This is a genomic window from Sphingobium sp. SA916, assembly GCF_002894065.1.
GTDB classification, from domain to species: Bacteria; Pseudomonadota; Alphaproteobacteria; order Sphingomonadales; family Sphingomonadaceae; genus Sphingobium; species Sphingobium fuliginis.
The window spans coordinates 38,360-52,534 of the sequence record NZ_LXYF01000050.1 but is presented as its reverse complement, the minus strand read 5'-3'; the positions used below and the strand labels follow the sequence as shown (position 1 = coordinate 52,534).

11 protein-coding genes and 1 pseudogene are annotated in these 14,175 nt (G+C 67.4%); 3 read left to right on the top strand and 9 right to left on the bottom strand.

The features are described 5' to 3' along the window. The 3 genes and pseudogenes from A8G00_RS15855 to A8G00_RS15840 all read left to right on the top strand — a co-directional run. On the top strand, positions 1-1,264 hold a 1,264-nt coding region (locus A8G00_RS15855; protein WP_146032599.1), incomplete at its 5' end, for an FtsX-like permease family protein. A 394-nt stretch (positions 1,265-1,658) separates the two neighbouring features. Next, positions 1,659-1,877: pseudogene (locus A8G00_RS15845) on the top strand (3-keto-5-aminohexanoate cleavage protein); the annotation flags it as partial. Between the two features lie 152 nt (positions 1,878-2,029). Beyond that, positions 2,030-3,067, top strand: a complete 1,038-nt coding sequence (locus A8G00_RS15840; protein ID WP_025548735.1) for a zinc-dependent alcohol dehydrogenase family protein — start codon at positions 2,030-2,032, stop codon at positions 3,065-3,067. 289 nt (positions 3,068-3,356) lie between these two features. On the opposite strand, the gene A8G00_RS15835 is transcribed toward A8G00_RS15840, so the two are convergent. From A8G00_RS15835 to A8G00_RS15795, 9 genes are all read right to left on the bottom strand, one after another. Further along, positions 3,357-5,075, bottom strand: a complete 1,719-nt coding sequence (locus A8G00_RS15835; protein WP_025548733.1) for an ATP-binding protein — start codon at positions 5,073-5,075, stop codon at positions 3,357-3,359. Next, positions 5,072-5,653 carry a YfiR family protein gene (locus tag A8G00_RS15830; RefSeq protein WP_025548731.1) on the bottom strand — a complete coding sequence of 194 codons (582 nt, stop codon included), beginning with the start codon at positions 5,651-5,653 and terminating at the stop codon, positions 5,072-5,074. The genes A8G00_RS15835 and A8G00_RS15830 overlap by 4 nt, the downstream gene beginning before the upstream one ends. Continuing rightward, complete coding sequence (locus tag A8G00_RS15825) at positions 5,641-7,551, bottom strand: TonB-dependent siderophore receptor (protein WP_025548730.1); 1,911 nt, start codon at positions 7,549-7,551, stop codon at positions 5,641-5,643. The genes A8G00_RS15830 and A8G00_RS15825 overlap by 13 nt, the downstream gene beginning before the upstream one ends. 171 nt (positions 7,552-7,722) lie before the next feature. Further along, entirely contained in the window at positions 7,723-9,735 is a 2,013-nt protein-coding gene (locus A8G00_RS15820; RefSeq protein WP_025548728.1) for an ATP-binding protein, read from the bottom strand. Beyond that, positions 9,732-11,222: an ATPase domain-containing protein gene (locus A8G00_RS15815; RefSeq protein WP_044660947.1), complete on the bottom strand. Its 1,491-nt coding sequence runs from the start codon at positions 11,220-11,222 to the stop codon at positions 9,732-9,734. The genes A8G00_RS15820 and A8G00_RS15815 overlap by 4 nt, the downstream gene beginning before the upstream one ends. Positions 11,223-11,326: 104 nt before the next feature. Next, positions 11,327-11,524, bottom strand: a complete 198-nt coding sequence (locus tag A8G00_RS15810; protein ID WP_044660946.1) for a hypothetical protein — start codon at positions 11,522-11,524, stop codon at positions 11,327-11,329. 56 nt (positions 11,525-11,580) lie between these two features. Further along, a complete protein-coding gene (locus A8G00_RS15805; protein ID WP_025548724.1) occupies positions 11,581-12,291 on the bottom strand; it encodes a Crp/Fnr family transcriptional regulator in 711 nt (236 codons plus the stop codon). A 150-nt stretch (positions 12,292-12,441) separates the two neighbouring features. Further along, positions 12,442-13,344, bottom strand: a complete 903-nt coding sequence (locus A8G00_RS15800; RefSeq protein ID WP_103001108.1) for an NAD(P)H-hydrate dehydratase — start codon at positions 13,342-13,344, stop codon at positions 12,442-12,444. Beyond that, entirely contained in the window at positions 13,341-14,105 is a 765-nt protein-coding gene (locus tag A8G00_RS15795) for a histidine phosphatase family protein (RefSeq protein ID WP_103001107.1), read from the bottom strand. Before A8G00_RS15795 ends, A8G00_RS15800 begins: the two co-directional genes overlap by 4 nt. Positions 14,106-14,175 lie beyond the last annotated feature (70 nt).

Here is a 14,175-nt window from a genome sequence, read left to right as displayed (position 1 = left end):
GGCGCGGGAGCCCTGGTTCGCGGCGGCGATGCTGGGCGCGGTCGCGGCCATGCTGGCGCTGCTGACCGGCATCGGCCTATTGGTCCGGCGCGTCGCGCGTCGGCTGCCCGCGCCGCGTCGTCCGCTTGCCCGGCTGGCGGTCGCCAATCTCCATCGGCCCGGTGCGCAGACGTCGGCGCTGGTGGTGGCGCTGGGGCTGGGCCTGACGCTGTTCGTGACGCTGGCGGCGATCCAGTCGAGCCTCAGCGCCGAAATCCGCAACACCGTGCCCCGCACCGCGCCGGACCAGTTCGTGCTGGACATCCCCATCGCCGCCAGGGACAGGTTCCTTGCGCTGGTCGGCAGGGAGGCGCCGGGTGCCAAGGTCAATATGGTGCCGACCCTACGCGGGACGATCGTCGCCTATGGCGGGCAGCGGGTGGCGGACCTCAAGGAACTGCCCGAGGGCGCCTGGTTCCTGCGCGGTGAGCGGGGCGTCACCTATAGCGAGGCTCTGCCCGAGGGGTCGGAACTGGTCGAAGGGCAATGGTGGCCCCGCGACGATGCCGGGCCGCCGCTCGTCTCGCTCGACCGCGAGGCGGCGGAGGTGATGGGCGTCGGCATCGGCGACACGCTCACCGTGTCCGTGCTGGGGCGCGAGATCGAGGCGCGCATCGCCTCCCTGCGGCAGGTCAATTGGGAGACGATGGGTTTCAACTACATCATGGTCTTCTCCCCCAACACGCTGCGCAGCGCGCCGCACAGCCTGTCGGCGACGATCACGATGAAGGGCGCGTCGGAAGGGGCGATGACGCGCACGCTGCTGGCGGCCTTCCCCTCCGTCTCGATCATCGCCGTGGGCGAGGTGGTGGCGCAGGTCACGGTGCTGCTGGGGCAGATGTCCACGGCCATCGTGCTGGCGGGATCGGTCGCGATCCTGGCAGGGATCGCGGTGCTGATCGGGGCGATTGCGGCGTCGCGCCAGGCACGGGCCTATGACAGTGTGATCCTGAAGACGCTGGGCGCGACCCGCTGGCAGATATTGGGCGCGCAGGGCATTGAATATGCGCTGCTGGCCGGTGTGCTGGCGCTGGTGGCGCTTGGCCTTGGCCTTGGCGCGGGCTGGTTCGTGATCGTGCGGATATTCGATTTCCACTGGGCGCCGGATTGGCTGCTCGTACTCTCGACCCTGGGCGCGGGGGCGGTGCTTACACTGGGGATCGGGCTGTTGGGGTCGATCCCGCTGATGTCGGTGCGGCCGGCCCGCGCCTTGCGGGCGTTGTAGGGAGCGGCCCTGTCGCGCAGGGAAGCGGCCGCTACTGCGCGAACAACCGTTTCGGCAGCACGACATGCACGCCCTTGTTGCGGTCGACGAGCCATCGCCCGCAACGCTGCCTCGCCCAGAAAGTCGATCATGTTGCGAAGCGCCTTGCGCGTGGCGTGGCTGTCCATATTACCACGATGGATGGCGGGCGGCGAGGAATCGACCCTGCCGCGTGCGGTCGGCCGCGCCACGCCCATGCTGCCGAAGAAGGGCGCTAACGGTATTTCGATGCCGAGGTTGAAAAGCCCCACCATCCGGTCGCGGTCCAGCGGCACGATCCGGATTCGGGAACAGGGGAAGTTGTCCGTCAGGAAGCGCCCGCCATAGCGGAAGATGTGATGGCGAGCGGGCGGCTCAATTGCCGTTCGTCACCATGGGGGCGCTGAACGGCGCCAATGTCCGGGTGGGGCTGGAGGATTCGCTGTTCGCAGGGAAGGGGAAATTGGCGACATCCAATGCGGAGCAGGTCGCGCTGATCCGGTCCATCCTCGAACTTCTGTCGCTGGAGGTCGCGACGGCGGAGGAGACCCGCGCCATCCTTGACCTCAAGGGCGCCGACAATGTCGCCTTCTAGGCACGGGCCGGCGGGCAAGAGGATGAGGCAAGGACCGCTTGCGCGTTCAGGCAGGCGCCGTCCGGGAATCTACGGATAGGAATGAAGGGCCGGTGAGAGGAACTTCCGGGGGATCGCCACTGAGGCGAACCATCTGGAAGGGATCGGCCATCGTGAAAGCCTTGATCTATGGAGGACCGGGCGAGAAGAGCCTGGGCGAAAGGGCCAAGCCGCAGATCGCGGAGGGCGGCGACGCGATCGTCCGCGTGACGCACACCACCATCTGCGGCACCGATCTTCATATCCTGAAGGGCGATGTGCCGGGTTGCGCGCCCGGCCGCATATTGGGGCATGAAGGCGTCGGGGTGATCGATTCCGTCGGGCCTGCCGTCACCAACTTCACGCCCGGCGACCATGTCCTCATTTCCTGCATCACTGCCTGCGGACGGTGCGACTATTGCCGGCGCGGCATCTATTCCCATTGCAGGACCGGCGGCTGGCTGCTGGGCAACGAGATCGACGGGACGCAGGCGGAATATGTCCGCATACCCCATGCCGACACCAGCCTCTATCCCATTCCGGCGGGGATGGACGAGGAAGCGCTGGTGATGCTGAGCGACATCCTGCCGACCGGCTTCGAATGCGGCGTGCTCAACGGCAAGGTCGCGCCCGGAAGCAGCGTCGCGATCGTGGGCGCGGGGCCGATCGGGCTGGCGGTGCTGCTGACCGCGCAATTCTATACTCCGGCGCAGATCATCATGATCGACATGGACGCCAACCGGCTGGCCGTGGCGCGGCGGTTCGGCGCCACACGCACCATCGACAGCCGGTCCGAAGACCCGGTGGAGATCGTCAGGGGCCTGACGGACGGACAGGGCGTCGACGCAGCCATAGAGGCCGTCGGCGTCCCTGCCACATTCGAGCTTTGCCAGGACCTTGTCGCGCCGGGCGGGGTGATCGCCAATATCGGCGTGCATGGCAGGAAGGCAGACCTGCATCTCGAACGGCTCTGGTCGCATAATATCACGGTGACGACCCGGCTGGTGGACACGGTGACCACGCCGATGCTGCTGAAGACGGTGGCTGCGGAGAAGATCGACGCCGGGCAGCTCGTCACCCACCGCTTTTCGCTGGACGCCATATTGGACGCCTATGACGTTTTCGGGCGGGCGGCGAAGACCCAGGCCTTGAAGGTCCTGATCACGCCCTGAGCCGGTCGAAGGCGGCAACCGGCTTTCCGCCTGAAGGGATGCGGCGATAAAGATCCGGCGCGCGCGATCTTGCGTCCGGTTCACCGCGGCGCGCTCCAGAATGGCGGCGCGAAGCGGGTTTTCGATGAGGGAGAAACAAGATGTCGATGGTGGATCGGGTCAGGCAATCGCTGGATGTCGTCTTTCTGGCGACGCTGTCGTTCGGACTGGTGATCGCGATTTGCGCGATCATCCTGGCCAAGCTGCCGGGCTGAGGGGGGTGAAGGCGCGGCTTGTGGCGGGACGGCGGTCACGCCTTGCTGTGGTCCAGCGCCGCCATCAGGTGGACCGACAGGTCCTGGATCGTGAACGGCTTGGCCAGCAGCGGCACGCCCTCCTTCGCGGCGGAGGCCGCCGCGGCGCTGTAGCCCGTCATCAGCATCGTGCCCAGATGCGGCCAGTGCTTCCTGATCCGCAGCGCCAGCTCCATGCCGCCGACCTCGCCCGGCATGATCATGTCGGAAAGGATCAGGGAGAAATCGTCCGCCCGCTCCAGCCGGCGCAGCGCCGCGTCGCCATTGTCGACCCGCTCCATCTCATAGCCCAGCGTCGTCAGCATGCCGCCCACCGTGTCGGCCACCGTGTCGTCATCCTCCACCAGCAGGATGCGCTGCCTGCCGGAGGCGCCGACGGGTTCGGCCGGCCTGTCGCTTTCCCGGGGCGCGAGCAGGGATCGCGGCAGCAGCAGGGTGATGGTCGTCCCCCTGCCGACGATGCTGTCGACCAGCACCTCCCCGCCCGACGCCCGCGCGAAGCCGTAGACCTGGCTGAGGCCAAGCCCCGTGCCCTGACCGACCGCCTTGGTCGTGTAGAAGGGTTCGAAGATCTTGTTGACCAGTTCCGGCGCGATGCCGGCGCCGCTGTCCGTCACCGCGATCTGCACCCGGTCGGGCAGGTCGCCATGGACCGGGCGGTTCGCGCCTTCGATGACGATGGTGCCGCCCTTCTGCATGGCGTCCCGGGCGTTGAGGGCGATGTTGAGGATCGCCACCTCCAGTTCCGACGCATCCACCTCCACCGGCCAGAGGTCCGCGGGAAGGTGCATGGTCACCCCTATGCTTTCGCCCAGCGATCGTTCGAGCAGCGCATCCATGCCCCTGATCCGCTCCCGCAGGTCGACGACCTCCGGGTTGAGCGGGGTGCGGCGGGAGAAGGCGAGCAGTTGCCGCGTCAGTTTCGCGCCCCGGTCCAGCGCCTGGCGTATCCCGGCGCGCAGCTTTTCCAGCCTGGCCGCGTCCTGGGTGCGTTCCATGAGGTCGAGACCGCCGGAAGCGACCATCAGCAGATTGTTGAAGTCATGCGCGACGCCGCCGGTCAACTGGCCCATCGCCTCCATCTTCTGCGACTGGCGCAGCGCCTCTTCGGCCTGCTGGCGGCTGGCGATTTCCGCCTGGAGAGCCTGGTGCGCGCGGCGCAGCGAGGAATAGGAGGCGGCGAGCATCACGATCAGCACCGACGCCGCGATGACGATGACGGCGATGCCCAGATAGCGGGTCAGGCGGCGCGACAGGCTGTCCATGGTGGATTGGAGATAGACGGAGCCGAGCCGCGTGCTGCCCTGCTTCACCGGAACGGTGACGGCGAGCGCGGCGGGCGGCGCGTCCCGGCTGGCCTCCTCCGCCCGCTTGGGCAGCCGGGCGGGAGGGCGCGCGAAGCCGGCGGCGAAGGCGCCCTTGCCGTCATAGGCTGCGACCGCGACGATCTGGGGATCGGCCTTCAGCGCGTTCAGATATTCCTGGAGCGCGACATCGTCCTCGAACGCCAGCGGGGCGGCGATCCCATTGGCCAGAACCTGCGCCTGGACGGTCGTCTGCCGCAGCTTTTCGACGCGGCCGAGCTGTTCGAGCTGGATGGCGGCGGCCAGCCCGGCGGCCAGTAGCAGGAAGGCGATCAGGACGGCGGAAAGCGGCGTCGCCATCTGTCCGACGACTTTGCCCAGGCTGAGCCGGCTTGGGGTCGCTTGCTTCATTTCCGGTTCACCGCGATGGCAAGGCCCAGCAATTTGGAACTGATCTTGAGGCCGTTGGCCCGGGCCGCGCCGTCATCGATCTGGAACCGCACCCGGCCGCTCTGCCGCACGAATTCGATCATCGCGCCGCTGGGCCCCGCGCTCTTGTCCGCGACCGTCAGCACCGGCTGCCCCTCGGTCGTCGCGAAGGGCGCATAGCCGGGATCGGTCGAGTGTCCGGCGAACAGGATGTGGCAGCCGGCCGGGCCCGCTTCGCCGCCAGCACGCCGCACCACCACCGGCCGGCCGACCATCTTCTGGCCGCGCACCACCTCGTTGAGCAGGGTGCCGAACGGGTCCTCTCCGACGACGCAGATGACGAAATTCCTTTCCGTCCCGGAAAATGCCGCCGGGGGCCATTCCACGAAGGGCGCGAACTTGAACAGGAAATTCGCCTGGATTGCGCGTTCCAGCGTCGTCGGCGAATTGGCCGGCACCGGCGCCGGAACGACGATCGCGGCCGCCGCGAGACAGGACAGGGCGGCCCATCGCCGGCGTCGTGCCCGCCTGCCGCGCGGTGAAGGGTTCAGATCGTCCATTTGAGCGCCACGAACACGCTGCGGCGGAGCGGCGTCGCCTGCGAAGCGGGAAGCTCACGGTGGCGGCGGTGCAGCAGGTTGAAGCCCGATACCGACAGTTCGGCGCGCTCATCGAATTGCCAGCCCAGTCTTGCCCCCAGCTCCACATAGCCCGGCACATGGGGGTCGGGCAGGGCGGACACATAGCGCAGGTCGAAATCGACATTGACCTCCGGCCCGATGTCCATGGAGGAGCGCAGCGTCGCGCGGTGTTTGGGATCGTTGCCGACCTGCGACACGCCGAGCAGGGGCACCGAGTCCGGCTTGAAGCGGAACTTCTGGATCAGCAGGCTGTAGCCGGGCTTGAGCCGCCACCAGCTTGCCAGACGGATGTCGGCCCAGGCGTCGAAGCCATAGCTGTCGCCCTTTATCCCATTGCCCCAGCGCAGCGGCAGCAGCCCCTCCGGCGCCGGCTCCACCGTCCGCAGGTCGTCATAGACATTGTAGAAGGCCGAGACCGAAAGCGACGCGCGGGGCGAGAGCATCAGCCGCGTGCCCAGTTCGAAGGCGGTCAGCTTTTCGGAGCGGAAGCTTGGAAGGGCGGTCAGGAAGACGGTGCCTTCGATGGATTCGACCACATCCTCGTCGAAGGGGGTGGGGGAACGCACCGCGCGGGAGACCGCGCCCCAGACCAGGGTCCCGGGGTCGGGCTTCCAGGACAGGCGAACGCTGGGGAGAAAGGTGAGGTCCATGTAGCTGCGCTGCTCCAGCTTGGCCCCGACCGTGCCCGTGATGGACGGCGTCAGGGCGATGCTGTCCTGCGCGAACAGATTGCCGACGAAAAGGTTTCGCCGCTCGGGCACGAAGTCCAGGCCGGGAATGTCGCGGATCACATAGCGGCCGAGGCGCGCCCCGCCGCCCCAGACGATGCTGTGGTTGCGCCCCAGGGTGAAGCTGTGCTGCCCCTCCACATCGAAGGTGTCGAGCGCGAAGCGGCCGCCGTCATCCTCGATCTTGCGGGCGGTGTGGTCGTAATAGGCCTGGAGCTGAAGCGTCGCGCCGGACGCCGCGCCATGGCGCCAGCGGGCAAGCAGGTCGTAGCCGTGCAGGCTCTCGTCGGGCGCGGTCCCCCGCGAGCGGGAGCCGTAATAGCCGTCCCCCTGCACCATCAGCGCGTCGGCGGGGGTCGCGTTCCAGTCGAAGCGGAAGCCGCCCTGGGTCCGGCGGTTGCCGTCGTCCGCGTTCGACGCGCTTTCGAAATTCTCATGGCGCTTCACGAACAGGCGATAGCTGGCGTTGCCGCCGGCATGGCCGCCATAGCGCAGCCCCAGATCATAGGTGCTGTTGCCGACCACGCCGGTGCCGTACAGGCCCTGTGTCGCCCCTGCGTCGCGGGTGATGATGTTGATCACGCCATTGACGGCGTTCGATCCCCAGAGCGTGGCGCCGGGGCCGGAGATCACCTCTATGCGGTCGACATCCTCCGGCAATATGTCCTGCATGTCCCAATAGACGCCGGAATAAAGCGGCGAATAGACGCTGCGCCCGTCGATCAGCACGAGCAGCTTGTTGGAGAAATTCTGAGCGGCGTCGTTGCCGCCAAGCCCGCGGGCGGCGACGACCGTATCGTTGGGGCCGCCGCGCATGACCTGCAGATTGGGGGCGAGCCGGAGAATGCCGGGCAGCGTCAGCGTGCCTGAACGGACGATGTCGTCATGGGTGATGACATAGATGGATGCCGGGGAGTCGGCCAGCGAAGCCGCCGACCGGGTGACGGACGTGACGTCCAGCTTCGACAGCGCGGCGATCGGCATGTCGCGCAGTTCTTCGATGCTCTGCGCCTGGGCGGCCGTACCGTATAGGGACAGAAGGCCCACGGCCACTCCGCCGAACGCCGCGCCGCCAAAAGCCCATGCCATTTTCGTTCATCCCCCTGCGCTGCCCATTGCGCTTGCCCCCGGCGCGAGGATCGCCCGCGCATCGTGGAGTCGTTACGCAGTCGCGTCAGAAAAGTTCCACGCCAACCTCCGCAATTCCATGCATAATGTGCCTGAAACCCACGGTCGGACGCCGGCAGCCGCACGCCGCCTTCACAGGGCCGCAAGGCTCTTGGCCAGATCGATCTGCTTGAAGGGCTTGGTCAACCGTGGCAGTTCCGCCGAAATTCCGGCATTTTCGGCATAGCCGGAAATCAGCAGCGCCCTGATCTCCGGCTTCAGCGCCCTCGCCTGCTCGATCAGGTCGGTGCCGGTCGTGCCGGGCATCAGATGGTCGGTGACCAGCACGTCGATGCCCGGCTCTGCCTTCATGATCGCGAGCGCATGTTCGGCGGAGCTGGCCTCCAGCACGTCATATCCCAGTTCGCGCAGCATGTGCACGGTGCTGGCGCGCACCAGTTCCTCATCATCCACCACCAGCGCCATGCCATGGTCCAGCTTGACCGGGGCGATGTCCGGCCCGGCGGCTTCCTTCCCGGCCTCGATCTCGCTGGTCGGCAGCCAGAGGCTGATCGTCGTGCCATGGCCCACGGCGCTTTCGATGGTGAGGCCGCCGCCCAGCTGCGCGGCCAGGCCATGCACCATCGATAGGCCAAGGCCGGTCCCCTGACCCACGCCCTTGGTCGTGAAGAAGGGCTCTATCGCCTTTTCTGCGGTCTGCTGGTCCATGCCGATGCCGGTGTCGGCCACCGACAGCCTGACATATCGCCCCTCCCGCAGATGCAGCCGGTTGTCGGCCGCCATGCTGTCGCAGTTCACGCCGATGCGAAGCTGCCCGCCGTCCGGCATCGCGTCGCGCGCATTCACCGCCAGGTTCAGCAACGCCATTTCGATCTGGTTGGCGTCGGCATGAGCGGCGGGCAGGTCGTCCGCCACCGCCAGTTCGACCTGCACGCGCGGGCCCGACGTGCTGACGATCAGGTCGCGCATGTCCCGCACCAATCCCCCAATGTCGATGGCGGTGGGCTGCAGCGGTTGCCGCCGCGCGAAGGCAAGCAGCCTTTGCACCAGCATCTTCGCCCGGTCGGCCGATTGCAGGGCGCCTTCGATCAGTCGCCGTTCCCGATCGGTGCCCAGGCCGCGGCGATGGAGCAGGTCGAGGCTGCCGACGATCGGCGTCAGCAGGTTGTTGAAATCATGGGCGACGCCGCCGGTCAACTGGCCCATGGATTCCAGCTTCTGCGACTGGCGCAGCGCCTCCTGCGCCAGTTCCAGTTCATGCGAGCGCTGCTGCACTCGCTCCTCCAGCGTTTCGTTGAGCGCGCGCAGGCGCTCCTCGCTCTGGCGAAGCGCTGCCTCCATGCGGCGGCGTTCGGTGATGTCGTTGAACAGCACGGCGACCTGGGGCGCCCTGGGGTCGCCCACGCGAAAGGCATAGACGTCGTACCAATAGCCGCCCAGCGCATCGGCCGCGTCCTCGAAGCGGACGGCCTCGCCGGTGCAGGCGACCTGGCCGTAAATGTCGAACCAATGCTGTTCATGCTCCGGCACGAGCGAGCGCATCCGCTTTCCCACCGCATCGCTGAGCCCGGTATGGCGCGCAAAGGCGGGATTGGTCTCTATGAAGAGATAGTCGACCGGCTTCCCCGCTTCGTCGAAGATCATCTCTATGATGCAGAAGCCCGCCTCGATCGAATCGAACAGGGTGCGATATTTCTCCGCGCCGCGATGCAGTTCCTCCAGCCTCGCGCGGGCGTCATATTGCCGCCGGCGGCCGCGCAGCGCCGAACGGGCAAGGCTGATCAGCGTGGTGGGGTGGAAGGGCCGCTCCAGGAAATTGACGTTGCCCAGCATCTCCAGATAGCGCGACGCCGATGGGTTGCGCTCCAGCCCGCCGCCGCGGCGGGTCAACAGGATGAAGGGGAAGTCCGACCATTCCGGCTGATCCTGCAACCAACCGACCAGCGGGTGCAGGTCGCGATTGTGCAGCGCCTCCTCCGTCACCAGCGCGAAGCCGGCGCCATGGTCGATGCCGTTCAGCAGGGCGGGAAGATCCCGGCAGATCTGCGACCGCAATCCCGCCTCGGCCAGCATCGATGCCGCGATCTCCGCATCGCGCCCGACGGGAGCGAGGATCAGCGCCCGTTCGGAAAGATGCGGTATCACGCCTTCTTGTCTTCGAGCAGCGCCGGCGGGCTGCCGACGAAATGCGGAACCCCGCGCAGCACGCCCTGGAAGCCCACCAGCGGTTTGCCCAGGCGAATGCCGTAAGATCCGATGCGGAATTCGCGGATCGTGTCCTCATGCGATCCGGTCCGCTTCTTGATGATCGACATGGCGCGGCGCACCCGGCCCAGCGCTTCGAAATAGCGCAGCAGGATGACCGTGTCGGCCAGATAGGTGACATCGACCGGCGTCTTCATGTCGCCCACCAGCCCATGCTGCGCGACCGTCAGGAAGGTGGTGGCCCCCTGCCGGTTCAGATATTGCAGCAGCTCATGCATGTGCAGGACCAGCGCATTTTCTTCCGGCATGGCGGACTGATAGCCGTTCAGGCTGTCGATGACGACGGTCCTCACGCCATGCCGTTCCACGCAGTTGCGCACCCGCTGGGCAAATTCGCCGGGGGACAGTTCGGCCGCGTCCACCTGCTCGACGATCAGGTCGCCGCTCCCGGCCATGGCCTGCATGTCGATGCCAAGGCCCAGGGCGCGTTTGAAGAGCAGGCCCATCTCCTCGTCGAAGACGAACATCGCCGCCTTTTCCCCGCGCCGGATCGCCGCCGTGACGAAGGTGAGGGCGAGCAGGGATTTGCCGGTGCCCGCCGGGCCGAGGACGAGCACGCTGGAGCCCCGCTCGATCCCGCCGCCCAGCAGGGCGTCGAGTTCGCCGGAATCGCTTTTCAGCACGTCGCGAACGAAGCTGGTCTTGTGTTCGGCCGACACCAGCCGGGGAAAGACACGGACGCCGCCCTTCTCGATGACGAAATCGTGGAAGCCGCCGCGAAAATGCCGGCCGCGATATTTGATGATGCGCATCCGGCGGCGCTCCGGGCCGTAGCCGGGCGACAGTTCCTCCAGCCGGATGACGCCATGGGCGACGCTGTGCACGGTCTTGTCCGCCACCTCCGCCGTCAGGTCGTCCAGCATCAGCACCGTCGCATTCTGTTTCGAGAAGAAGTGCTTGAGCGCCAGTATCTGGCGGCGGTAGCGCAGCGAGCTTTGCGCCAGCAGGCGGATTTCAGACAGGCTGTCCAGCACCACCCGGTCCGGCCGGACCCGCTCGAACGCATCGAAGATGCGGCGGGTGGTCTCGCCTAGTTCCAGGTCGGACGAATAGAGCAGGCTTTGCTGCTGCTGCTCGTCCAGCAGGCTTTCGGGCGGCACCAGTTCGAACAGGTCCACCCCCTCCAGGGTCCAGCCATGCGATGCCGCGCTCTCGCGCATCTCGTCCTCGGTTTCGGACAGGGTGATGTAGAGGCAGCGTTCGCCGCGCCGAGCGCCCTCGATCAGGAACTGCATCGCGATGGTGGTCTTGCCCGTGCCCGGACTGCCTTCCAGCAGGAAGACCCGGCCGCGGGTGAGCCCGCCGGAGAGAATGTCGTCAAGGCCATCCACCCCCGCCAGGGCCTGTTCGGTCGAATAGGTCTCCACGTCATCTCCTTTCAGGGCAGGAGCATCGGCGATTACCATGGGAAGCGGCCGCCCTGAATGCGTCGCAGATTGATTTCGATCAAGTCAAGCCTGTCCGATGCGCGTCACGAGCCGGACGCGCCGCTCTCCCTGTCGTCGATCTGTTGCCGCGCCTCCGACGCCGCCCTGATGAGTTCGTTCGCCGTTTCTTCCGCGGCATCCGGCGTCATGCTGATGGCGACACCGTCCGGGCCGTCGAGCATCACCTGTCCTTCCTCTGCATAGGCCTTGCCGGATTCATCGAAAACGCCGTCTCGGGGCATGGACCATCCTCTTCCGTTCATGTGGGAAGGACGCTCCGCAGACGGATGCGGTTCCCTCAGCCGCCGATGAACAGGTAGGAGGGGTCGTAATCGCACAGCCGCCGCAGCGCGGCGAGATCGGAGATGGTGACCCTGCCGCGCTGAACCTGGAGCAGTTCCCGTTCCCGGAGTTCCCGCAACATGCGATTGATGTGCACCGACGTCATGCCGCACGCCTCGCCCAGATCGGCCTGGGTCAGCGGCAGCGCGAACCGGCTGCCGTCGCTCAGCCCCACGGCGCGCAGCTTCGCCTCGATCTCGCAGAAGAAATGCGCGATCCGCGCGACGGCGTCGAGCCGGCCGAGGCGGAATATCCATTCCCGGTGCATGGCGGCGTCCAGCAGCGTGCTGAACCACAGCAGCTTCGTCAGATTGGGCCGCTGGGCCAGCAGGCCGTCCAGCGCCTCATGCGGGACCATGGCGATCTTGGAAGCGCTGAGGGTCGCGACATCATGGTCCAGCCGCCCCAGCGGATAGCCGTGGAGGTCGACGAAATCGCCGGGGACGTGGACGGCGACGAGCTGGCGTAGGCCGTTGCGGTCGTCCATGTAGCGGCAGATGAACCCTTCCATCAGGTAAGTGCTGCATGCGATCGGTTCGCCCGCATGGGCGAGCAGCTGGCGCGCATGGGTCTTGCGGACTTGGCTGACGCTGGCCTCCAGCGCCGCGAGATCCTGATCCGACAATTGCTCGCGGCGACGATTGCGGAGGAAGTCGGCAAAGATCATCGGCGGCATGTCTCCCCAGGGCATGGAGGCCCGGCCAATGGCTTATCAGCAGGGCCTGCCGGCGGCCAGCCTCTTCTCTCCGGCCTTTGGTCCCATGGCCCGGCCGGGATGAGGCGGGACGAGGGCAGCGAAGCGAAGTCCGCTTCCGTCTCACCCATCCTGCGGCGGGGTCATCGTCTCATCCAGCAGGCGGGGGACGACGGCGGCGAGTTCGCGCGCCAGGAAACCGATCCTGCCGATCTCTTCCGACAGCACCCGTCCCGCCGCCCCGTGCAGCCAGCAGCCCCAGGCGGCGGCGCGGAACGGATCGGCCCCACGCGCCAGCAGGCCGCCGATGATGCCCGCCAGAACATCGCCCGATCCCGCCGTGGCCAGGCCTACGCAGCCCCCGTCGAAGCGGAGCAGCCGGCCGGACGGATCGGCCAATATGCTTTCCTGCCCCTTGAGCAGGATGACCGACCGGAAGCGGCCGGCCATGTCGGCTGCGACGCCTTCGGGATCGGCGGCGACGGCGGCTTCATCCATCCCCGCGAAGATCGCCATCTCCCCGCGATGGGGCGTCATGATCACGCGGCCCTCATGGCTGGCGATGACGGGGGCCAGGTCGCGGGCGGAGGTCAGCGCCGCCGCATCCAGCACGACGCCAAGGCCCTGGCGCGGGGACGCGAGCAGGCGCGCCACCAGCGTGTCGGTGCGGTCGCTGACGCTCATCCCCGGTCCCAGGACCATGGCGTCGCATCGTCCGACATGCGCCTCCAGCATGGCCACGGCCTGGGCGGCGATCTCGCCATTGCGGTCGGACGGCAGCGCCAGCATCGACGCCTCGGGCACCAGCACGCCCAGCGCGGTCGCGACCGACTGGACCGTCGCCAGCTGCACCTTGCCGGCCCCCGCCCTGAGCGCCGCCTCGCCCGTCAGGCGCAGGGCGCCGGGGACGAATTCGGCGCCGCCGATCACAACCACGCGGCCGCGCTCATTCTTGTCCGATGCGTCCGCGAGCCCCGGCAGCGGATGGTCGTACAGCCAGCGGCGGTCGATCCGCGGCGGGCTCATCCGCGCGCTCCCGCAATGGCGTCGGGCGCCTTGGTGACGGGCGTGCGGTCCTCCTCCATCGGCGCGGTGACATTGTAGCGCTGAAGGACCAGCCGGCCGTCGCGGCCCGCATCCGCCTCCAGCCGATAATCGGTCACGGCGCAGTTCGCGACGTCCCCCTTCGCGTCGATGGCGAGAATCTCGGTTTCCGTGAGGCTCTCCAATATATAGCGCATGCACAGCACCACGACCTGATGGCTGAAGATCATCACCCGCCGCCCGGCATAGTGGAGCGAGATGGTGTCCATCACCGACCGCAGGCGAAGGATGACGTCGCACCAGCTCTCCCCGCCGGGCGGGCGATGATAGAATTTTCCCAGCAGGCGGCGGAATTCGGCCTGGTCGGGGAAGATGTTGCGGATGCCGCCGGTGGTGAGGCCGTCCAATATGCCGAACTCCTTTTCGCGAAGCCGCTCGTCGAAGCAGATCGGCTCCTCCCCCGCCGCGCCGCCATGTTCGCGGAAGAGCCGGGCGGTCTGGCAGGCGCGCAAATAGGGGGAGGACAGCAGCACATCCGGACGGCAATCCTCTGGCTGGCGCGCGAACCAGCGGCCGAGCGAAGCGGCCTGTTCCCGCCCCAGATCGCTCAGCGGCACGTCGGCATCGCGGATGGACAGGGCGATGCGGTCGGCCGCCGCTTCATGGGCGGCGTCCCGCGCGACATTGCCGGCGCTCTGGCCATGGCGCGCGATGATCAATTGGGCGGGCCAGCGGATCGTCATCTGACTTCTTCTCCTTCCCTTCTTCCCTGCATCGGGGGGACAACGCCCGGGCGGCGGATCGGCTTCATCC

What these genes read in the sequence shown, in the direction of transcription:
- A8G00_RS15835 (WP_025548733.1), bottom strand. Translation starts at nt 5,075, where the DNA reads ATGAAGCAAGCGACCCCAAGCCGGCTCAGCCTGGGCAAAGTCGTCGGA.
- A8G00_RS15830 (WP_025548731.1), bottom strand. Translation starts at nt 5,653, where the DNA reads ATGGACGATCTGAACCCTTCACCGCGCGGCAGGCGGGCACGACGCCGG.
- A8G00_RS15825 (WP_025548730.1), bottom strand. Translation starts at nt 7,551, where the DNA reads ATGGCATGGGCTTTTGGCGGCGCGGCGTTCGGCGGAGTGGCCGTGGGC.
- A8G00_RS15810 (WP_044660946.1), bottom strand. Translation starts at nt 11,524, where the DNA reads ATGCCCCGAGACGGCGTTTTCGATGAATCCGGCAAGGCCTATGCAGAG.
- A8G00_RS15805 (WP_025548724.1), bottom strand. Translation starts at nt 12,291, where the DNA reads ATGATCTTTGCCGACTTCCTCCGCAATCGTCGCCGCGAGCAATTGTCG.
- A8G00_RS15800 (WP_103001108.1), bottom strand. Translation starts at nt 13,344, where the DNA reads ATGAGCCCGCCGCGGATCGACCGCCGCTGGCTGTACGACCATCCGCTG.
- A8G00_RS15795 (WP_103001107.1), bottom strand. Translation starts at nt 14,105, where the DNA reads ATGACGATCCGCTGGCCCGCCCAATTGATCATCGCGCGCCATGGCCAG.